At 63.3% G+C, this 19,143-nt stretch carries 18 protein-coding genes; 3 read left to right on the top strand and 15 right to left on the bottom strand.

All coding sequences use genetic code 11. The features are described from left to right. Window positions 1–149: 149 nt before the first annotated feature. On the bottom strand, window positions 150–1,058 hold the full coding sequence (locus NKJ23_RS15005) for a DMT family transporter (RefSeq protein ID WP_502902537.1): 909 nt from the start codon (window positions 1,056–1,058) through the stop codon (window positions 150–152). 321 nt (window positions 1,059–1,379) lie between these two features. On the opposite strand from NKJ23_RS15005, the gene NKJ23_RS15000 reads away from it, so the two are divergent. After that, window positions 1,380–1,886, top strand: coding sequence for an OsmC family protein (locus NKJ23_RS15000; protein ID WP_352448969.1), 507 nt, complete (start codon window positions 1,380–1,382; stop codon window positions 1,884–1,886). 162 nt (window positions 1,887–2,048) lie between these two features. On the opposite strand, the gene NKJ23_RS14995 is transcribed toward NKJ23_RS15000, so the two are convergent. The 13 genes from NKJ23_RS14995 to rpsF form a co-directional block, all read right to left on the bottom strand. Then, window positions 2,049–2,270 (bottom strand): hypothetical protein, encoded by a 222-nt coding sequence (locus tag NKJ23_RS14995; RefSeq protein WP_254820234.1) that lies wholly within the window; start codon window positions 2,268–2,270, stop codon window positions 2,049–2,051. Between the two features lie 130 nt (window positions 2,271–2,400). Next, complete coding sequence (locus NKJ23_RS14990) at window positions 2,401–3,030, bottom strand: hypothetical protein (RefSeq protein ID WP_352680777.1); 630 nt, start codon at window positions 3,028–3,030, stop codon at window positions 2,401–2,403. 80 nt (window positions 3,031–3,110) lie between these two features. Beyond that, window positions 3,111–3,851: an SDR family NAD(P)-dependent oxidoreductase gene (locus NKJ23_RS14985; protein WP_352680776.1), complete on the bottom strand. Its 741-nt coding sequence runs from the start codon at window positions 3,849–3,851 to the stop codon at window positions 3,111–3,113. A gap of 74 nt (window positions 3,852–3,925) precedes the next feature. After that, entirely contained in the window at window positions 3,926–5,395 is a 1,470-nt protein-coding gene (purF, locus tag NKJ23_RS14980; protein ID WP_352680775.1) for an amidophosphoribosyltransferase, read from the bottom strand. Between the two features lie 125 nt (window positions 5,396–5,520). Next, window positions 5,521–6,192 (bottom strand): CvpA family protein, encoded by a 672-nt coding sequence (locus NKJ23_RS14975; RefSeq protein WP_023677716.1) that lies wholly within the window; start codon window positions 6,190–6,192, stop codon window positions 5,521–5,523. Between the two features lie 47 nt (window positions 6,193–6,239). Beyond that, window positions 6,240–7,658, bottom strand: coding sequence for a DNA repair protein RadA (radA, locus tag NKJ23_RS14970; protein WP_352680774.1), 1,419 nt, complete (start codon window positions 7,656–7,658; stop codon window positions 6,240–6,242). 228 nt (window positions 7,659–7,886) lie between these two features. Continuing rightward, the gene (locus NKJ23_RS14965; RefSeq protein ID WP_023677714.1) at window positions 7,887–9,377 is read right to left on the bottom strand and encodes a replicative DNA helicase; all 1,491 of its coding nucleotides are present in this window, start codon (window positions 9,375–9,377) and stop codon (window positions 7,887–7,889) included. Window positions 9,378–9,583: 206 nt separating this feature from the next. Then, entirely contained in the window at window positions 9,584–10,552 is a 969-nt protein-coding gene (locus NKJ23_RS14960) for a small ribosomal subunit Rsm22 family protein (protein WP_352680773.1), read from the bottom strand. A gap of 3 nt (window positions 10,553–10,555) precedes the next feature. Next, the gene (locus NKJ23_RS14955) at window positions 10,556–10,879 is read right to left on the bottom strand and encodes a YnfA family protein (RefSeq protein WP_352680772.1); all 324 of its coding nucleotides are present in this window, start codon (window positions 10,877–10,879) and stop codon (window positions 10,556–10,558) included. Between the two features lie 81 nt (window positions 10,880–10,960). Continuing rightward, the gene (locus NKJ23_RS14950; protein WP_352680771.1) at window positions 10,961–12,250 is read right to left on the bottom strand and encodes a cyclopropane fatty acid synthase; all 1,290 of its coding nucleotides are present in this window, start codon (window positions 12,248–12,250) and stop codon (window positions 10,961–10,963) included. 153 nt (window positions 12,251–12,403) lie between these two features. Further along, window positions 12,404–12,988, bottom strand: coding sequence for a 50S ribosomal protein L9 (gene rplI / locus NKJ23_RS14945; RefSeq protein ID WP_254820243.1), 585 nt, complete (start codon window positions 12,986–12,988; stop codon window positions 12,404–12,406). A gap of 208 nt (window positions 12,989–13,196) precedes the next feature. Next, window positions 13,197–13,445 (bottom strand): 30S ribosomal protein S18, encoded by a 249-nt coding sequence (gene rpsR, locus NKJ23_RS14940; RefSeq protein WP_006203718.1) that lies wholly within the window; start codon window positions 13,443–13,445, stop codon window positions 13,197–13,199. Beyond that, on the bottom strand, window positions 13,445–13,945 hold the full coding sequence (rpsF, locus tag NKJ23_RS14935) for a 30S ribosomal protein S6 (protein WP_292663863.1): 501 nt from the start codon (window positions 13,943–13,945) through the stop codon (window positions 13,445–13,447). The genes rpsR and rpsF overlap by 1 nt, the downstream gene beginning before the upstream one ends. 455 nt (window positions 13,946–14,400) lie before the next feature. On the opposite strand from rpsF, the gene NKJ23_RS14930 reads away from it, so the two are divergent. Next, on the top strand, window positions 14,401–15,945 hold the full coding sequence (locus NKJ23_RS14930) for a pilus assembly protein TadG-related protein (protein WP_352680770.1): 1,545 nt from the start codon (window positions 14,401–14,403) through the stop codon (window positions 15,943–15,945). 31 nt (window positions 15,946–15,976) lie between these two features. On the opposite strand, the gene NKJ23_RS14925 is transcribed toward NKJ23_RS14930, so the two are convergent. Further along, complete coding sequence (locus NKJ23_RS14925; RefSeq protein ID WP_023677707.1) at window positions 15,977–17,902, bottom strand: LTA synthase family protein; 1,926 nt, start codon at window positions 17,900–17,902, stop codon at window positions 15,977–15,979. A gap of 247 nt (window positions 17,903–18,149) precedes the next feature. Here NKJ23_RS14925 and fabD point away from each other — a divergent pair, with 247 nt between their 5' ends. Continuing rightward, window positions 18,150–19,115, top strand: coding sequence for an ACP S-malonyltransferase (fabD, locus tag NKJ23_RS14920; RefSeq protein ID WP_352680769.1), 966 nt, complete (start codon window positions 18,150–18,152; stop codon window positions 19,113–19,115). The last annotated feature ends 28 nt before the right edge of the window (window positions 19,116–19,143 follow it).

Genomic DNA, 19,143 nt, shown 5'->3' with positions numbered 1-19,143 from the left:
GGCCGAGGGGTTTGGGGGGACTTGGGGTGGCCCGTCGCAGCCATAATGCCTGAGCCCTATGATGGTTCCATGACTTTTCAAATTAATTTTCAGGACCGGATTTCTCGTGATCGGACCACCAACTCGCGCTCGGACGCGGCGAGGATTGGTCATGCATCCGCTGCGCGCTGCCTGGCCATCAGCCAGTCGCGGCCGGCGTGAGCGAACACCGCGCAAAGCACGATGGCGCCACCGACCATGCTGGCTACCGGCGGGATCTCCGCCAGGAACAGGAAGGCAAACAGGATCGCGAATGGCACTTCAGCTGAACCCAGCAATCCGGACTCGGCCGCCGGAATAAGCCGGGTGCCCTCCGTCCACAGGATCGAAGCCAGCGCGAACGAGGCGCCGAAGGTGGCTAGAAGCACAGCGTCCCTGGCCGAGACAGCCAGCGGATCGGCGACGAACCAGCCGAGCACGAACAGAAGGAATGCCGACACCGCACCTGCCCACACCACCGGCGTGTCGCGGAAGGCGCGCACCATGATCATGTAGAGCGCGCTGCCGATCGTCATCAGCAGCGCCAGCCCGTCGCCGAACAAATGGCCGGTGCCGAAGCCGGACCAGACCATGATTGCCACACCGCATAGTGACACAGCAGCGGCGGCAAGCGTCTGCAGCCGGAACGGCTCGCGGACCAACAGGAGGGCCAGCAGCGCGGTGACGAACGGGGCCGTGGCATAGATGATCGCGACATTGGCGACAAAGGTGAACTTGAACGCCGAGATAAAGGCGATGCTCGCGAGCGCGCCCTCGATCGCCAGCAGCCAGCCTCGCCAGCCGAGCCGCAAGCTGTCGCGACCGCCGGAGCGCTGGCGGCGCCATAGGACATAGAGGCTGATCAGGATCGATCCGACGAAGCCGCGCCAGCAGGTAATGGTCAGCGGGTCGGCATGGATCGATTTGGTCAGCACGCCGGTGAGGCCGAAAACGGCCGCCGATGCCGAGACCAGGATGATGCCGAGGGTACGCTCGCGGGCGCTTTCCACTGTGCATGGCATGTCCAGCGATCCCGTCATCTCACCAGCCTACGCTGCCCCTTCCTGACACCATAGTGTCAGCTTGAGGCGTCCTGCATCGAAAACAGCAGGTAGGCAGCCCCGGTGAACAGGATTCTGGCAAGAACCCGTTCGCGGGTTTCCACGATGGCGATATCGGCCATATGTCCGGCGGCCTTACGAATGTGTTGCGAGAGACGGTGTGAAGGCGTTGGATGCTCCCCGAATCGTCAGGCTATACGGGCGAAACCCTGCCAAGCGCTACGCCAGCGGGGACTTGCGTTTGGGCAGGCGGCATCGCCGTTAAGCAGCGAAGCCAGGCAACTATGGGAGAGAAACGAAATGGACGCGATCGCATTGAAGGCCATGCAGGCGCCGCTGAAGGTGGCCTATCGCGACGACGCCTCGCGCGCGCTGATTACTCTCCGCGCCAAAGGCTCGATCGACGACCAATCGATCGCCTGCAAGGTCGAGACAGGCAGGGCGATCGCCATTGCCGGGCTGCATCCGGCGACCGGCGGCACCGGGCTCGAACTCTGCTCCGGCGACATGCTGCTGGAGGCACTGGTGGCTTGCGCCGGCGTCACGCTGAAGGCGGTAGCGACGGCGCTGGAATTCAAGCTTGGGGCCGCCACGGTGGAAGCCGAAGGCGACCTAGACTTTCGCGGCACGCTTGGCGTGGCAAAGGATGCGCCGGTTGGCTTCCGCGCCATCCGGCTGACATTTGGCCTCGACACCGACGAGCCGCAGGAGCGCATCGATGCGCTGCTCAAGCTGACCGAGCGCTACTGCGTCGTGTTCCAGACCATCAGCCAGAAGCCGGAACTGACGGTAAGCGCGCGACGCTGACGATCTCCCCCTTGAGGGCCCTTGAGGGGGAGATGTCACCGAAGGCGACAGAGAGGGTTGTCTCGCGTGAAGCGCCAACCGCTGCAGCAGGCCGAGCCCGGTCGGACCAGCCCCCTCTGGCCTGTCGGCCATCTCCCCCTCAAGGGGGGAGATCACGCTGTCCTACTGCGCCGACGGCTCCTCGGCGTCGCCCTCGTCGGCGAAGGGCGAGGCGCTCGGCACGCACTGCACCGACCAACCGGCCGGCGTCGGTTGCTTCTGGTATTCGGTTATGGCGAAGGCGCACTGTTCGCGGGTGTCGAATGTGCTGGGCAGCACGACCATGCCGCCTTGCGGGCCGGCGATCACCAGATACCAGACTAACGCTACGCTCGGTGCCGCCATGAGTATTTCCTCGCTCTGCTTGTTTTGGGAGTCGCACGATCCTAGCAACTCCGGCCCAGGGGCGAAAGCTGGGCCAAAGCGCGGCGTTAAGCCACGGCATCACAGCCACGTGATGTCGGGTCGTTTTGGTTCAGTTCACCGCAAAACAATAGAACAGGCCGTCGCCGCCGGTGCCCTTCAGCGCTTGCTGGCTGCAGCCACCGCGTGACGCATGCGAGGAATTCCACGATTTGGCGGCTGCCGAGCCATCGAGGCCGGTACGATCGTGATGACCCATCATCGCCACACCTTCTGCTCCGCTCAGCGTCCAGTCGCCGCAGGTCTGGTCGGCAATTTTCGTGCCATCCGGCTTGGAGCCGGTCAACACGTCGTGCCGGTTGGGCGTGTCGCCGCGGCCGTTGACCATTTGGCCCTTTTCGTCGAGTGCCGTCTGTTTGGTGATGGCGTTGGCATCGCTATGCAGGGAAGCGACATCATCGGCGATCTTGACGCCCTTGGCGTTGAACCACGGGCCTTTGCCGATACGGTCGCGTGCATCGGTATCGCTGGTCGAGAGATAGGCGCGCCATGTCTTGCCGGTAACGCCCGCGGCTTCAGCCAGTGAACTACAATGGGCGTCGGCGCCGGCGAGACCGCCGAGATCGGCGCCTTTGCCGGAGCCGACGCTGGTGACGAAAAAGCTCATCGTTGCCTCCTGCGACGACGCGGCGCCGATCACTGCAAGCAGCGCGGTGGCAGTCAAGAGAAGCAGTCTCCGCATATGGTCCTCCGTTTCTCGAATTGTGGCACCCGAACAACGTTGGTGCCGGCGCAATTCTTCCGGCAAAATGCGATGTGTGGCTACTCCGGCTGCCGGTAGGCGACAAAGCGATTGTGCTTGGCCTGGAAGATCAGCCCGGTCTCCTTGAGCTTAGGGCTGGCCAGCGGCACGATACGCTTGGCGATCTCCGAAGGGTGCGGCAGTGTTTCAGGATCCTCGCCGGGTACGGCCTGCGCCCGCATCGCGGTGCGCGTTGCCCCGGGATCGGCGGCATTGACCCTGAGCGGCAGGTTTTCGGTCTCATGCGCCCATGAACGCGTCATGGCCTCGACCGCCGCCTTCGACGCCGCATAAGGCGCCCAGAAGGCGCGTGCGGAGTGGGCAAGGCTGGAGCTCAGCACGATAGCACGGCCGGCATCGGAAAGCCTGAGCAGCGGGTCGACCGAGCGGATCAGCCGCCATGTTGCGGTGACGTTGATGGTCATCACCTTCTCGAAGGTCTTGGCCTCGACATGGCCGATCGGGGCGATGACGCCGAGCACAGCGGCGTTGGCGACCAGTATGTCGAGCTTGCCCCAGCGCTCGTGGATGGCGCCGCCCAGCCGGTCGATCCCCGCCATGTCGGCAAGATCGAGCGGTACCAGCGTCGCCTGTCCGCCACCTGCCTTGATCTGGTCGTCGAGTTCTTCCAACCCGCCGACGGTGCGAGCAACCGCAATCACATGCGCACCGGCCGCGGCAAGCTCCCTGGCGATGAAATAGCCGATGCCGCGCGAGGCGCCGGTGACGACCGCAACGCGGCCGGAGAGATCAAGGCTCATACGATGGATTCCGACAGGCAAGGTGAAACCGCCGTGAGGGGCTAAGGGGAGGGAGACAAACGGACCGGCAAGGCCTACGACCCGCCGGCCGCTAACAGCGACAGCGTGCGCACATTGTCGGAGCCTTCGAAATCGGCAAGCCGGGTCGGATACTGGCCGGTGAAGCAGGCGTCGCAGAATTGCGGCTGCTCGTTGTCGCGGCCGACCTCGCCGACGGCGCGGTAGAGCCCGTCGATCGACAGGAAGCCGAGCGAATCGACGCGGATGAACTCGGCCATCTCCTCCACCGACATGCGCGACGCCAGCAGCTTCGATTTTTCCGGTGTGTCGACGCCGTAAAAGCAGGAGGCGCGCGTCGGCGGCGAAGCGATGCGCATATGCACTTCCTTGGCGCCGGCATCGCGCACCATCTGGACGATCTTCTGGCTGGTGGTGCCGCGCACGATCGAATCGTCCACCAGCACTACGCGCTTGCCTTCGATCATGCGGCGGTTGGCGTTGTGCTTGAGCTTGACACCCATGTGGCGGATCGAATCGCCGGGCTGGATGAAGGTGCGGCCAACATAGTGATTGCGGATAATGCCGAGCTCGAACGGAATGCCCGCGGCCTGCGAAAAGCCGATCGCCGCCGGCGTGCCCGAATCCGGCACCGGCACGACGATGTCGGCCTCGACCGGACTTTCCTGCGCCAGCTCGGCGCCGATGCGCTTGCGCACTTCATAGACGTTGCGGCCTTCGACCGACGAATCCGGCCGCGCGAAATAGACATATTCGAAAATGCAGAAGCGGGTCTTCTGCGGCTCGAACGGGAACAGGCTTTCGATGCCCTTGCTGGTGACGACGACCATTTCGCCGGGCTTCAGGTCGCGCACGAAACGCGCACCGATAATATCGAGCGCGCAGGTCTCGGAGGCGAGAATCCAGGCGCCGTCGAGATCGCCGAGCACCAGCGGGCGGATGCCGAGCGGGTCGCGGCACCCGATCATCTTCTTGGACGTCATCGCCACCAGCGAGAAGGCGCCTTCGACTTGGCGCACCGCATCGATGAAGCGCGAATTCAGGTCGCGCTCCTTGCTGGTGGCAACCAGGTGCAGGAGCGTTTCGGTGTCGGAGGTGGAAGAGAAGATGGCGCCTTGCTTCTGCAGGGCGCGCTGAACGGTCATGGCGTTGGTGAGATTGCCGTTATGGGCGACGGCAAAGCCGCCATCGGCAAGTTCGGCGAAGAAAGGCTGGATATTGCGCAGACCGGCGCCGCCGGTGGTGGCATAGCGTGTGTGGCCGATGGCACGGTTGCCTTGCAGGCTGTCGATGACACGCTGCTTAGTAAAGGTGTCGCCGATCAGGCCGACATGGCGTTCGACATGGAATTGGGTGCCGTCATAGGAAACGATGCCGGCCGCTTCCTGGCCTCGATGCTGCAACGCATGCAGACCGAGCGTTACGATGGCTGCGGCGTCCTGCCGGCCGAAAATGCCGAACACGCCGCATTCGTCGTGGAAATGGTCGTCGGCTTCGGCGGAAAGCACGTCGTCTGCGTCTGCCACTGAGGCTGCCATTGGGGCTCAAGCTCCGCTAAAGTCGCCATATAAGGTCATAGCGCATCGAAAGCAACGCACGTCGTGCGGCGTTCACATGATCGACAGTCTTGAGCCTCGCAAGTCTGTCGAAATCAGTTTGCCGGCGCCGGGTTTGCAGGTGCCGGCGTCGCGGGCGCATTGTCGGCCGGCGGCGCATCGCTGTCGTCGGGTGCCGGAGCGGTGGCGTCGTCGCCGGCGGCAGGGGCTTCCGCCGCGGGCGCGTCGGGGGCCAGAGGCGTCTCGGTGGCCGGCTGATTCGGATTGAGCTTGTTGAGGATGGCGTTTTCCGGATCCTCGGGCAGAAGGCTTTCGAGCTTGGCGCCGATCGATTCGAGCAATGGCTTTGACTTGGCGTTGGCAATCCAGCCTGGAGCCTTGGCGCCGGCCAGCCAATTGAAGAAAAGCAGCGCGACAGCGACGACCAGGATGCCGCGCGCCGCGCCATAGAGGAAGCCAAGTGTACGATCGAGCGCGCCGATCCTGGAATCGATGATCCAGTCGGCGAGCTTCATGGTGATGACCGAAACGACGATCAGCGCGACAATGAAGACGATACCGGCGGCCGCCGCCATGGCGGCCTTTTCGTTGTCGACATAGGGCTGAATGTAAGGCAGCACCGGCTTGTAGAAGAAGAAGGCGGCGGCGGCGGCGGCTGCCCAGGAGATGATCGACAGGATCTCGCGCGAAAAGCCGCGAACCATAGCGAGCATCGCCGAGACCAGGGTGAAGCCGACGAGAATTCCGTCAAGCAGCGTAATCGGCATGTTTTTCGCCCCACTCCGATCTCTTTTTCACGACTCGACGAGCCGCATCACTCTTGCTCGTCGGCGCGGCTGCGCCGAGAGCCGGCTATGCGCGCCACGAGATCGGCAAGCTCGGTGGGCTGGAAAGCGCCGGCTCCGATCCCCCCGACCCCATTACCACCAGCAAGTTCCTCGCTGCCCAAGGGCAGAACCGCGCGTCCGAAACCCAGCTTTTCGGCTTCCTTGAGGCGCTGCTGCGCATGCGCAACCGGCCTCACCGCACCCGAAAGGCTGATTTCGCCGAAATAGACGCAATCGGCGGGAAGGGCAAGACCGGTGAGCGAGGAAACCAGTGCCGCCGCCACTGCCAGGTCGGCCGCCGGCTCCGAAATGCGGTAGCCGCCGGCAACGTTGAGATAGACGTCGTGCGTGCCGAAGCGGACGCCGCAATGGGCTTCCAGAACCGCCAGGATCATCGACAGCCGGGCACCGTCCCAGCCGACGACGGCGCGGCGCGGTGTGCCCAGCGTCGATGGCGCCACCAGCGCCTGGATCTCGACCAGCACCGGCCGTGTGCCTTCCATGCCGGCGAAAACCGCGGCACCCGGCGACTTCGCATGGCGCTCACCGAGGAAAAGCTCGGACGGGTTGGCGACTTCCCGCAAGCCCTTGTCCGACATTTCGAAGACGCCGATCTCATCGGTTGGCCCGAAGCGATTCTTGACCGTGCGCAGGATGCGGTAGTGGTGGCCGCCTTCGCCCTCGAAATAGAGCACCGCGTCGACCATGTGCTCGACGACGCGCGGTCCGGCGATCTGGCCCTCCTTGGTGACGTGGCCGACCAGAACGATCGCCGCCCCTGTGGATTTTGCGTAGCGGATCATCGCCTGGGCGGCGGCACGCACCTGGGTCACCGTGCCGGGCGCCGAATCGGTCATATCGGTCCACAGCGTCTGGATCGAATCGAGAATGACCAGATCCGGCCGCTTGCCATCGGCGATGGTGGCGAGGATGTCCTCGACATTGGTTTCGGCGGCGAGCTCGACCGGGGTGTCGGCGACGCCGAGCCGCTGGGCGCGCAGCCTGATCTGTGCGACCGCCTCTTCGCCCGAGACATAGACGATGCGGTGGCCCTTTGCCGCCAGCGCGGCCGCGGCCTGGGTGAGCAGCGTCGACTTGCCGATGCCGGGATCGCCGCCGACCAGCAGCGCCGAGCCGCGCACGAAGCCGCCGCCGGTGGCGCGGTCGAGTTCGCCGATGCCCGAGACGATGCGCGGCGCGTCCTCGATGTCGCCGGAGAGGCTGGTCAGCACCACCGCGCGGCCCTTGCGTGCATTGCGCGTACTGGCCGGGCCGGAACCTATGCCGCCTGACGTGCCTTCCTCGACCAGCGTGTTCCACTCGCCGCAGGCATCGCATTTGCCGGCCCAGCGCTGATGCACCGAACCGCAATTCTGGCAGATGAACTGAATGCGGGATTTGGCCATCAGGCGCGGCCTGCGGCAATTGAAAGACAGGTCGGCGGGACAGCGCCCCCCTCTGTCCTGCCGGACATCTCCCCCTCAAGGGGGAAGATTGGCAGCTCCGATATTGCCGCACATCTAGCAGCATTGACGATTGCCGAAAGCCGAAATGACATCCGATCTCCCCCCTTGAGGGGGAGATGTCCGGCAGGACAGAGGGGGGTGCGAAGGAATGAGACCTGTATCAAGAGGTCACTCGAACCGATCCGGCAAATGATGCTCTTCCGCAAGGTCCGAGAAGCGGGTGAATTCGCCCTGGAAGGCGAGGCTGACCGATCCCGTTGGGCCGTGGCGCTGTTTGGCGACGATGACCTCGGCCTTACCGCGCATCTCGTTCATCTCGTGTTCCCATTTGATGTATTCGTCGGTGCCCGGCTTCGGCTCGCGGTTCTTCAGATAATATTCCTCGCGGTAGACGAACAGCACCACGTCGGCGTCCTGCTCGATGGAGCCCGATTCGCGCAGATCCGAAAGCTGCGGGCGCTTGTCGTCGCGGCTCTCGACCTGGCGCGACAGCTGCGACAGCGCGATGATCGGCACCGCCAGCTCCTTGGCTAGTGCCTTGAGGCCGGTGGTGATCTCGGTGATTTCCTGGACGCGGTTTTGCGAGGATTTCGCGCTCGATCCCTGCATCAGCTGGATATAGTCGATAACAATGACGTCGAGGCCGCGCTGGCGCTTCAGGCGACGCGCGCGGGCCGACAGCTGAGCGATGGAAATGCCGCCGGTCTGGTCGATGAACAGCGGGATTTTCTGCATTGTCTGCGAGCAGGCGACCAGCTTTTCGAAATCCATCTCGCTGATCTCGCCGCGCCGGATTTTCGACGACGGGATTTCCGTCTGTTCGGAAATAATGCGGGTGGCCAGCTGTTCGGATGACATTTCGAGCGAAAAGAAGCCGACGACGCCGCCATTGGCCGCCTTGAACGAGCCGTCCGCCTGCTGCGCCGGGACATAGGCCTCGGCGATGTTGAAGGCGATATTGGTGGCGAGCGAGGTCTTGCCCATGCCGGGGCGGCCGGCAATGATGATCAGGTCGGACGACTGCAGGCCGCCCATGCGGCGGTCGAGATCGCGCAAGCCGGTAGCAACGCCCGACAAATGCCCGTCGCGCATATAAGCCGCATTGGCCATGTCGACGGCGGTCTTGACGGCATCGGTGAAGCTCTCGAAGCCGCCATCGTAGCGGCCGGTTTCGGCCAATTCGAACAGGCGCCGCTCGGCATCCTCGATCTGGTCGGAGGGCGACATGTCGACCGGCGCGTCATAGGCGATGTTGACCATGTCCTCGCCGACAGTGATTAGCGCGCGCCGCGTCGCCAGATCGTAGATGGCGCGGCCATAGTCGGTGGCGTTGACGACGGTGACGGCCTCGACCGCCAACCGCACGACATATTGCGCCACCGTCATGTCGCCGACCTTCTCGTCGGCCGGCAGGAAGGTCTTCAGCGTGATCGGCGTCGCGATCTTGCCCATGCGGATGAGCTCGGCCGCGACCTCGAAGATCTTTCTATGCAGCGGCTCGTAGAAATGGCCGGGCTTCAGGAAGTCGGAGACGCGGTAGAAGGCATCGTTGTTGACCAGTATGGCGCCGAGCAGCGCCTGCTCGGCCTCGATATTGTTCGGCGCCTCGCGATAGAGCGGTGTTTCCGCCACGCCGAATTTTCGTGCTGCCTCTGCCATGATGTCCCCGGTCCTGATCCCCGTCTCTCGATATCAGAACGAGACAAGTCGGTGATGACTTATCTGCATCAGTCCCCAACCAACCAACTTTGATGCCCGCGATTCACAGCCAGGATCTTTCGGTGGAAAGAATCTCGATTGACTCGAATCAAGATGGCGAGCCTAGCCGTTCTCAGGCGAGAACAAAACAGGAAAATAGCTGCCGGTCATTCCGGCAAGGCATCACCCCAATCCAGTCGCCGCGCGGCCTTGAACGTCTCGCCGTCGCGCTTGGTGAACAGTCGCTCGGCAGCACCCCCATCCTGTTGACAAAGCTTCAGCAAGACCTTGCCGGAGCCCGACTTCGGCGGTGCGATCACTCGCGCCCGAGGCGGAGCGGCCGGATGGCGGGAGGCCGCGACAAAGATGAATTTCTCGTCCTCCCACGGCACCTCGGCATCCTTGGCCAGACGGTGTAGGCGCGAGCGGGCGACGCGGCGGGCGAAATGGCACCAGTCGGGGGCGACGAGCGGACAGGGCGCCTCATGCGGGCAGGGCGCAAGCACGTGCGCCCCCGCCTCGATCAGCTGCCGCCGCACGGCAAGGATGCGCTGCCAGCCGGGCGGCGTGCCCGGCTCGACCACCAGCAGCGTGTCTGCGGTCAGCTGCCAGAGCCGGTCGACGAGTTTTGCCAGCGATGCCGGCGCGATCTCATCCAGCACATAGGCTGAAGTCACCAGCTCGGCCGGCTCCAGATCGACCAGGTCGATGGTGATGTCGCCGGTCCGCCAGGCGGTCCTGGCCGTGACCGCCTCGGCGGCAAGTGCTTCGCCGACCCTTCGTACCGCGGCGCCGGCCTCGAGCAGCACCGCCTGTTCGAGATCCGGCCAGAGATTGATTGTGGCCCAAAGCACCGTGCCAGGGCCGGCGCCGACATCGAGCAAGGTCTTCGGAGCATAGTCGGGCCGAGACTCGCCCACCGCATCGAGGCTGGCGCGAACGGCCGCATAGGTCGCCGGTAGCCGCGTTGCCAGATAGGCCTTCACCGCCATGTCTTCGGCCATGTGCAGGCGACCGTCGCGCAACTCGGCGCGGTAGCGGTCCGACAGCGTCTTTGCCGCTTGCTTAAGCATCGGCAACGGCACCTGTTCGAGAAGGCGCTCGACGCCTTGTCTAAGCGGGATGGGCAGTTCCATCGCTTACGCCGCCCGAGGTGCGAGCACGATGACCGAGGCGCCAACGATGCAGATCGCGGCACCGGCAAGATCCCAGCGGTCGGGGTGCACGCCTTCCGCCAGCCACAACCAGGCCAGCGAGGCGGCAATGTAGATGCCGCCATAGGCGGCATAGGCCCGGCCCGCCGCGCTGGTGTCGACCAGCGCCAGCAGCCACGCGAATAGTACGAGCGAGACGAGACCGGGCGCCAACCACAGCGGCGACTTGTCCAGCCGCCACCACGCCCAGAACGAAAAGCAGCCGGCGATCTCGGCAAGTGCGGCGGCGACGTAGAGGAGGTAGGTCATGAAAAAAGGTCCTGCGTTGACGGGACCCTTTTCAGCGTGCCGGCCGGCAATGACAAGCGGCAATGGCGTGATGCCGGCAGTCTACTCCGGATCCGCCACCTTGCGGCGGCGAGTGGGCTTGGCCACCGGAGCCTTTTCGCGACGTCCAAGATCGCGCATCTCCAGCGCCTTCTCGCAACTGGCCATGTAGTCGCGCGTCATCGGCAGCGTGTCGTTCTTCTTGGCAATCTGGATCTGGAAGATCACCAGATCCTGCCAGCGGAAGGCAGCTTCCGAGGCGGCAAGATAGAACTCCCACATGCGGCAGAAGCGCTCGTCATAAATCGCCTTGGCCTTGTCGCGGTTGGCCGCGAAGCGCTCGCCCCAATGCTTCAGTGTCTCGGCATAATGCAGCCGCAGAACCTCGATATCGGTGACGACGAGCCCCGATTTTTCGATGGCCGGCATCACTTCGGATAGCGACGGGATGTAGCCGCCCGGGAAGATGTACTTGCGGATGAAGGCGCTGGTTGCCCACGGCACGCCGGAGCGGCCGATCGTGTGCAGCAGCATGACGCCGTCCGGCTTCAGCAGCGTCGCCGACTTGTCGAAGAAGGTGCGGAAATGATTGACCCCGACATGCTCGAACATGCCGACGGAGACGATGCGGTCGAAACGCTCATTGAGCTCGCGATAGTCCTTGATGTCGAAATGCACCCGGTTTTGCAGGCCTTGCGCATGGACGCGGTCGGTGGCGACGCCGTGCTGCTCGGTCGACAGCGTCACGCCTTGCACGTCGACGTCGAACGCCTTGGCTAGATAGAGCCCAAGCCCACCCCAGCCGGAGCCGATATCAAGAACCGTCTGGCCGGCCTTCAGCCTGAGCTTGGCGGCGATATGGCGCTTCTTGGCCGCTTGTGCCTCGTCGAGCGTCATGTCCGGCTGCTCGAAATAGGCGCAGGAATACTGCATGTCCTCATCGAGGAAGAGGCGGTAGAGATCGCCCGACAGATCGTAGTGGCGCTGCACGTTGCGGCGCGCCCGCGACGCCGTGTTGATCTGCTGCAGGCGCCGGAAGGCGTGGCGCAGACCCTCGATCGCCTTCGACCAGGTGGCATCGATGCCGCCGCTGCCCATGTTCTGGAAAGCAATCCGCATCACCCCCAGCACGCCGCCCTCGAGAATGTCGAGTTCACCGTCCATGTAGGCTTCCGACACCGCCAGCATCGGATCGAAGGTTATTGCGCGCTCGGCATGCCTTGTCTTGATGTGCATGTGCACCGGCTCGCCGCTGCCGTCACCGAAAGTCACCATCGAGCCTTGCGGCCCTGTCACCTTGAGATTGCCTATGCGGACCAGGCGGTCGAGAACGCGTTTCAGCAGAATATTCATGACCAATTGTCCCCCTCTCGGCCAGACATGCTGTCCTATTCTGCATCAAGATATAGGGGTTCGAAAAGTTCCATTTGGCATAAAAATGCCCGGGTACGAGGCCCGGGCATTGGTCCAGAATAGCGATTAGCCGGCGAATGCCGACAATGACGATCAGCCGTTGTCTTCGCCGCCTTCGAACTCGGCATTCGGATCGAAGAAGTTTTCCGGCCGCGCATTATCGTTGATGTCCTCGCCGTAGATGGCTTCGGCGGTGGTCAGTGTTTCGCCCTTGGCCTGGCGCTCGGCTTCGTCGGCCGTGCGGGCAATGTTGAGCGTGATGGTAACCTCGACTTCCGGGTGCAGCGCGATCGCCACATTGGTGACGCCGATGGTCTTGATTGGCTGGTTGAGCAGGATCTGGTTGCGGTTGACCGAAAAACCTTCCGCCGTCACCAGCTCGGCGATGTCGCGCGTCGAGACCGAACCATAAAGCTGACCGGTTTCGCCGGCCGAGCGCACGGCGATGAAGCTCTTGCCGTCGAGCTTTTCTGCAATCTGCGCGGCTTCGGACTTGCGCTCCAGGTTGCGGGCTTCGAGCTGGGCCCGCTGTCCCTCGAACTTCTTCTTGTTAGCTTCGTTGGCGCGCAGCGCCTTGCCTTGCGGCAGCAGGAAATTGCGGGCGAACCCGTCCTTGACCTTGACGGTGTCCCCCATCTGGCCGAGGCGGGAAACGCGTTCGAGAAGAATGACTTCCATGGTTTTGTTCCTTCGCTTGGGCACCTATCCTCAGGATCGGCGCCGAATTGTCTGGAACAGGTCAGGAAGCTGGGGCGTCGTCGCCTGTGTCGCTGTCCTGCCTGTCGCGGCAGTTAGGATTCCTGTCGAATCCAACCCGGGATTTGATGGCAAACCCTGCGGCGCCCGTCGCCGTGGGAAAAGCGGGCGGCGAACCGCCCGCCTAGATCTAGCGGACCACGTAGGGCAGCAGGCCGAGGAAGCGGGCGCGCTTGATCGCCTTGGCGAGTTCGCGCTGCTTCTTCTGGCTGACGGCGGTGATACGCGATGGCACGATCTTGCCGCGCTCGGAGATGTAGCGCTGCAGAAGCCGCACGTCCTTGTAGTCGATCTTCGGCGCGTTGGCACCGGAGAATGGGCAAGTCTTGCGGCGACGGTGGAAGGGGCGCCGGGTTGGGATCTGGTTGATGTCGACCATTATTCTGCGGCTCCTTCAAAGCCTTCGCGCGGACGGCGCGGGCCACGATCGGCACCGCCATCGCCGAAGCTGCGCGGCGGACGATCACCACGGTCACCGCGATCGCGGTCGCCGAATGAGCGCGGGCCACGATCGCCACGGTCGCGGTCGCCGAAGCCGCCGCGTTCCGAGCGCTCTTCGCGCTTCTGCATCATTGCCGACGGACCTTCCTCATGCGCATCGACCTTGATGGTCAGGAAACGCAGCACGTCCTCGGACAGGCCCATCTGGCGCTCCATTTCATTGAGCGCGGCCGGCGGGCAGGTGATGTCCATGAGTGTATAATATGCCTTCCGGTTCTTGTTGACCCGGTAGGTGAGGGACTTCAGTCCCCAGTTCTCGACCCGGCCGACGGACCCGCCATTCGCGGTGATGACGCCCTTGTACTGTTCGACAAGCGCATCGACCTGCTGCTGCGAGAGGTCCTGCCGGGCAAGAAACACATGTTCGTATAGAGCCATAGTGTTCGTGCCTTTCTTCGTTTCTCTCCCGGTTCCCGGCGGCAAAAGCCTCTGCAACTTCTCTGACCCGCAATCCTTGCGAAGGCGGGGAAGAAAGGAGCATGACGAGACGGTCGAGAGCGGAGACACGGGAGGCGGAAGCGCTTCCGGCTTCACGCGAAGGTTTCGAAAAACCTCCGGCCCTCCGTTCAGCCCCCAGCAAGGACCGGCAGATTGCGGGCGTCTATACAGGAATTTGACCGCAAAGCAAGGCCAAACGACAGGGCAAACGGCCCTACCGTCCCAGAGCGCCACGGGCCTCGACGGCAAGGCTTACGGATTTCCTGAAACCGGACCTTAACCACCATGCGAAGTTCCAGCACCGGCGGGCGTGGCGGCAACCCGTCGTTCATCATGCGGATGCAAAAGCAAACAGTCTGCGCGAGGTCGGCAGCAAGGCGGTTTTGGGGACAAAAATGCTTTTCGACAAATTCTGCCGTTCGAAGAGCGGCAACTTTGCCCTGATGCTGGCGTTCGGGCTGCCTGCGGTTCTGACCGCCGTCGCCTTTGCCGTGGACGTGTCCACCTTGATGAGGGCCAAGGTCAGCTTGCAGAACGCGCTCGATGCCGCGAACCTTGCATCTTCGCATCTCGGCGACATCGAGGCTTCGCGCAAGGACGTCTTCGACCGCTACTTCCAGACCAATGTCGCCGGCCACAGCGAGTTGAGGAACGCCGAAGCGACGCTTACCGTGGAAAGGGGCCTCAATTACATCCAGACAAAGGCTGTCGCCATGGCGGACGTCAATTTGAACTTCGCCTTCCTGTTCGGGAACGACAAGCGCATCACCGTCGATGCCGGCGCCGTCGAATCGACCAATCAGCTCGAAGTCGTGCTGGTGCTCGACAATACCGGGTCGATGGCCAGCAACGATCGCATCGGCGCATTGCGGACGGCGGCGACGGCCCTGATCGATATGCTCGAAGCGGCGAAGTCGCCGACGCGCAGCGTACGTGTCGCGGTGGTGCCGTTCGTCACCGCCGTCAACGTCAAGGGCGAGGACTACGATCCGGCCTGGCTCGACATGGCCGGCAAATCGCCGAACAATGGCGCCAATTTCCCCTTGGTCGGCGGCAAGCGCGTCAACCATATGGACCTGTTCAAGCAATTGGGCGTCGAATGGAGAGGCTGCGTCGAAGCGCGGCCCGGAACCAACAATGTTTCCGACATTTCGCCCGACCAAAACAAACCGGACACCCTGTTCGTACCCTATTTCGCGCCGGACGATCCAGGTAACGCTAAAAATCCAACCAGCTCCTACGGCAATTCAGCGACCGGCTACAACAATTCCTATCTCGACGATACCGTTGTCACCGTGCTTCCCGGCCTCACCAGCGACATGGCGAAGTACAGTGTTTCGACGATGAAGCTGATCAACGACAAGAGAGGCCCACTGACTATCGGCCCAAACCGGGCCTGTCCGACGCCGATAGTGCCGCTGACCGATGATTTCGACAAATTGCGGAAGGCCGTCGGTGAGATGATCGAATGGAACGGCTCGGGGACCAATGTTTCGGAAGGCTTGTCATGGGGGATGCGGGTGCTCTCGCCGGAACCGCCTTACAGCGACGGCGCGCCGTTCAGGGCGTCAGGCACGACCAAAACGGTGCTGCTGCTCACCGACGGCGAGAATGTTGTCTATGGCGCGAAGGATACGCCACAGAAGTCGGACTATGGCTCCTACGGATTCCTGGCCTCGGGTCGGTTTGGATCCAGCGACCAGACCGCGGCTGCGCGCAATGTCGACGATTGGACAACCAATGTATGCAACACATTGAAGAAGCAGGACGTGCAGATCTTCACAGTGCTACTGCAGGCCGACACCGCAGCCAACCGCAAGCTCTACGAGGCCTGCGCATCGTCGCCGTCGGATTATTACCCGACCAACGACGTCAGTCAGCTCGAAAGCGTCTTCCTGAAAATCGGAAGCTCGATTTCGCAGTTGCACTTGACGAACTGAACGACGTCGGCCGCTCTCCCGCCGCCGCTGCTCAACTCGTGTGTGCAGCCACTTTGCCTGTGGTTTCGGGGAAGAAATCGGGCGCCGCATGGCGCTTGCCGAACATCATGTCGTATTGCAGCAGACGGAAGTCGCGGATTGCCGGATCGATCTCTTTCTGACGCGACCAATCGGGGGTGGCGTCGCCCCCCGGTGCCAAAAGCAAATTGCGGTCGATAACGCGGTAGCGCTCTCGCAACTGTCCGAGGAAGCCGGTGTAATAGGGATGGCTGATGCCGGCTGTCTTCAGGATATGGTAGGGCAGGAAGGACGGGCTGACGGCGCCCAGATCCTCGGCCGGGCCGCTGCGATTCGACCAGACGATCAGCGGCGTCTGGTGGTGCAGCAGCATCTGGTCGGCCGCCTCCTTGCGCGGCGCAACATTGTCCTTCAGGAAGCCGGTCTCGACGTAGACCGGCCCAAGCGGCGGCAGATGGTCGCCGAAGAACGCGATGACGGTCGGCCGCTCGCGTTTCTTCGCCCATTCGATCAGCCGCTCGAGGCCGCGGTCCGCGTCGGAAGAGCCTTCGGCATAGCTCAACAGCGATTCACGCGCCCATTGGCTGATCGGCGCCTGCACCTTGTGGGTCGGATTGTTATAGCGATACGGCTCATATGGCCCGTGGTTCTGCAGGCTGACGGCGAAAAAGAAGACCGGCTCGGCGCTGGTATCGGCTTCGTGGATGATCTCGTCGGTCATCGCAGCGTCCGACGCGAGCGGTCCGCGCTTCTGCATGGGCGGCAACGTCTCCTCGGACTTGAAGTCGTTGAAGCCGAAATCGGCATAGACGGCCCCCCGGTTCCAGAACCAGTTAGTGCCGGGATGGATAGCGCGCGCCCGGTAGCCTTGACTTTTCAGGAAGGTCGCCAGCGAGGGAGTCGGTGTCCGCACATATTGCTGGTAGGGAATGCTGCCCGCCGGCAGGAAGGCGTTGGAAAAGCCGGTCAGGGCCTCGAACTCGATGTTGGCCGTCATGCCGCCGAACTCGGGCGAGAACATGTAACCCGTGCGCAGTGCCCGCACATTGGGGATAGGGTCGGGCGTGATGGTGACGCCGGGTAGCTTGGTCGGATCCCAGAAGGATTCGCTCATGACGACGATGATGTCGGGCTTCTCGGCGGGTACCGAAGCCGTCACCTGCGGTTTGCCGATCGCTTCGATCGCCTTGCCGGAATAGCCGGGCGGCGCCGAGACATGCGCCATCGGGACGTTCAGCGCGAAGGCGAGCGCAAAACCGTTCGAGGCATAGTTTTCCTTCTGGTCCCACATGATCGGGATGATCTGCAGCCGGTCGCGTGTCCACGAGAAAGTGGCATAGTCCATGATGGAGACGAAGAAGGCGATCAGCGGCACCGTCAGCGTCAGCCGGGCAAGGCGGCCCTTGTGGCTGAGCGCCGGAACGCGGCGGCGCCATAGCCGCCAGCCATAGACGAGCAGCGACAGGCCGCCGACGATGCCGATCGCCAGGGCAATGGCGGTTCCCGGGCGATCGCGTACCAGAAGCGGCATCAGTGCCACGATCTGCCGGGAATAGAGGAAATCGGTCGGATAGAGCGGATCGCCGAGATACAGCGACTTCTGGTGGCCGACGAACGCCAGCGACAATGTCAGCGGCGCGACGATCATCAGGCTCTGATGACTGCGGCCGAGCACGGCGTCGAGGCCGATGAGGATCAGCGCAAAAATGATGATCGTGGTCCAGCCGGGTTTGAAAGGCTGCAGAAAGAAATCAATGGTGCCGGCAAAGTTGCCGCGCACGATCAGTTCGATGGCAAACACAAGGATGGCCGCAGCCAGCAAGCTGATAAGGCCATAGCGGATGACAGGCCATTTGCGCGCCGGCAGATAGCCGGTCGACGGATCGCCTTCAAGAAACTGGGGCGCCGCCTCGGCTGCGCTCTGCTTGGTCTTTGCCACTTCAATAGTTCCCCGGCCCGCAACAAAAGCGTCACTCGATTGTCATCGAACTGTCACGCAAAGCCTAGCGCCTGTGGCGGAAATAAGAAGAGCCAGCAAACAAATCGTGAGCGGTTTTCATCATGAGTGATCGCCAAAAAGCCTGCCGAAACAGGCACTCGGCCGATATTACGCGATCAAGGTTGGACTTGACTTGGCCGCACGCCTTGCGTCACAGGCAACGTGAACCAGCAGCTGGGAGCCGCCGATGGCCATCGCATTCACCTTTCCGGGGCAGGGCAGCCAGGCTGTCGGCATGGGCAAGGACCTCGCCGATACCTTTGTGGAATCGCGGCGGATCTTCGAGGAAGTTGACGACGCGCTCGGCGAAAACCTATCGAAGCTGATCTGGGAAGGCCCGGAAGAGACGCTGACGCTGACCGCCAACGCCCAGCCGGCGCTGATGGCGGTGTCGCTTGCCGCAATCCGGGCGCTGGAGGCGCGCGGCTTCTCCCTGAACGGCAAGGTCACCTATGTCGCCGGCCACTCGCTTGGCGAATATTCGGCACTTGCGGCCGCAGGTTTCGTTTCGGTCGCCGACGCCGCCCGGCTGTTGCGCATCCGCGGTAATGCCATGCAGGCGGCTGTGCCGGCCGGCGAGGGCGCCATGGCGGCGATCATCGGGCTGGAACAGGCCGACGTCGAAGCCGCTTGCGCAGAGGCCGCCCAGGGCGCCGCCAAAGATCCCGCACAAGCCTTGGTTTGCCAGATCGCCAATGACAATGGCGGCGGCCAGCTGGTGATCTCCGGCGCCAGGCCAGCGGTCGAACTGGCGGCGAGGCTATGCACGGAGAAGGGCGCCAAGCGGGCGCTGATGCTGCAGGTCTCGGCGCCCTTCCATTCGGCATTGATGAAGCCTGCGGCCGAGATCATGCGGGAGGCGCTGGCCGCCGTGACGAAGAGTGCGCCGGTCGTGCCGCTGGTCTCCAATGTTACGGTGACCCCGACGAGCGATCCCGACGAGATCGCCCGCCGACTCGTCGAACAGGTGATCGGGCGCGTGCGCTGGCGCGAAACGGTGGAGTGGTTCGGCAGCAACGGCGTTGCGACGCTTTACGAAGTGGGCGCCGGCAAGGTGCTGTCGGGGCTGGCCCGCCGCATCAACCGCGATATTGCCACCACTGCCATCGGATCCGCGGCGGATGTCGAGGCGGCGCTGGCGGCGCTTGGATAATCAACTGGCGATTTGACCCCGCTCCATG

Source organism: Mesorhizobium sp. M0184, assembly GCF_040322215.1.
In the GTDB taxonomy this organism is placed as follows: Bacteria; Pseudomonadota; Alphaproteobacteria; order Rhizobiales; family Rhizobiaceae; genus Mesorhizobium.
This window is presented reverse-complemented; position numbering and strand designations above follow the sequence as displayed.

Excerpts from the sequence above, each read along its gene's own strand:
- rpsR (WP_006203718.1), bottom strand. The coding sequence starts at position 13,445 with ATGGTCGACATCAACCAGATCCCAACCCGGCGCCCCTTCCACCGTCGC.
- rpsF (WP_292663863.1), bottom strand. The coding sequence starts at position 13,945 with ATGGCTCTATACGAACATGTGTTTCTTGCCCGGCAGGACCTCTCGCAG.
- NKJ23_RS14990 (WP_352680777.1), bottom strand. The coding sequence starts at position 3,030 with ATGCGGAGACTGCTTCTCTTGACTGCCACCGCGCTGCTTGCAGTGATC.
- NKJ23_RS14950 (WP_352680771.1), bottom strand. The coding sequence starts at position 12,250 with ATGAATATTCTGCTGAAACGCGTTCTCGACCGCCTGGTCCGCATAGGC.
- radA (WP_352680774.1), bottom strand. The coding sequence starts at position 7,658 with ATGGCCAAATCCCGCATTCAGTTCATCTGCCAGAATTGCGGTTCGGTG.
- NKJ23_RS14995 (WP_254820234.1), bottom strand. The coding sequence starts at position 2,270 with ATGGCGGCACCGAGCGTAGCGTTAGTCTGGTATCTGGTGATCGCCGGC.
- NKJ23_RS14985 (WP_352680776.1), bottom strand. The coding sequence starts at position 3,851 with ATGAGCCTTGATCTCTCCGGCCGCGTTGCGGTCGTCACCGGCGCCTCG.
- NKJ23_RS14965 (WP_023677714.1), bottom strand. The coding sequence starts at position 9,377 with ATGGCAGAGGCAGCACGAAAATTCGGCGTGGCGGAAACACCGCTCTAT.
- NKJ23_RS15005 (WP_502902537.1), bottom strand. The coding sequence starts at position 1,058 with ATGACGGGATCGCTGGACATGCCATGCACAGTGGAAAGCGCCCGCGAG.
- fabD (WP_352680769.1), top strand. The coding sequence starts at position 18,150 with ATGGCCATCGCATTCACCTTTCCGGGGCAGGGCAGCCAGGCTGTCGGC.
- NKJ23_RS14960 (WP_352680773.1), bottom strand. The coding sequence starts at position 10,552 with ATGGAACTGCCCATCCCGCTTAGACAAGGCGTCGAGCGCCTTCTCGAA.
- rplI (WP_254820243.1), bottom strand. The coding sequence starts at position 12,988 with ATGGAAGTCATTCTTCTCGAACGCGTTTCCCGCCTCGGCCAGATGGGG.
- NKJ23_RS15000 (WP_352448969.1), top strand. The coding sequence starts at position 1,380 with ATGGACGCGATCGCATTGAAGGCCATGCAGGCGCCGCTGAAGGTGGCC.
- NKJ23_RS14930 (WP_352680770.1), top strand. The coding sequence starts at position 14,401 with ATGCTTTTCGACAAATTCTGCCGTTCGAAGAGCGGCAACTTTGCCCTG.
- NKJ23_RS14975 (WP_023677716.1), bottom strand. The coding sequence starts at position 6,192 with ATGCCGATTACGCTGCTTGACGGAATTCTCGTCGGCTTCACCCTGGTC.
- NKJ23_RS14955 (WP_352680772.1), bottom strand. The coding sequence starts at position 10,879 with ATGACCTACCTCCTCTACGTCGCCGCCGCACTTGCCGAGATCGCCGGC.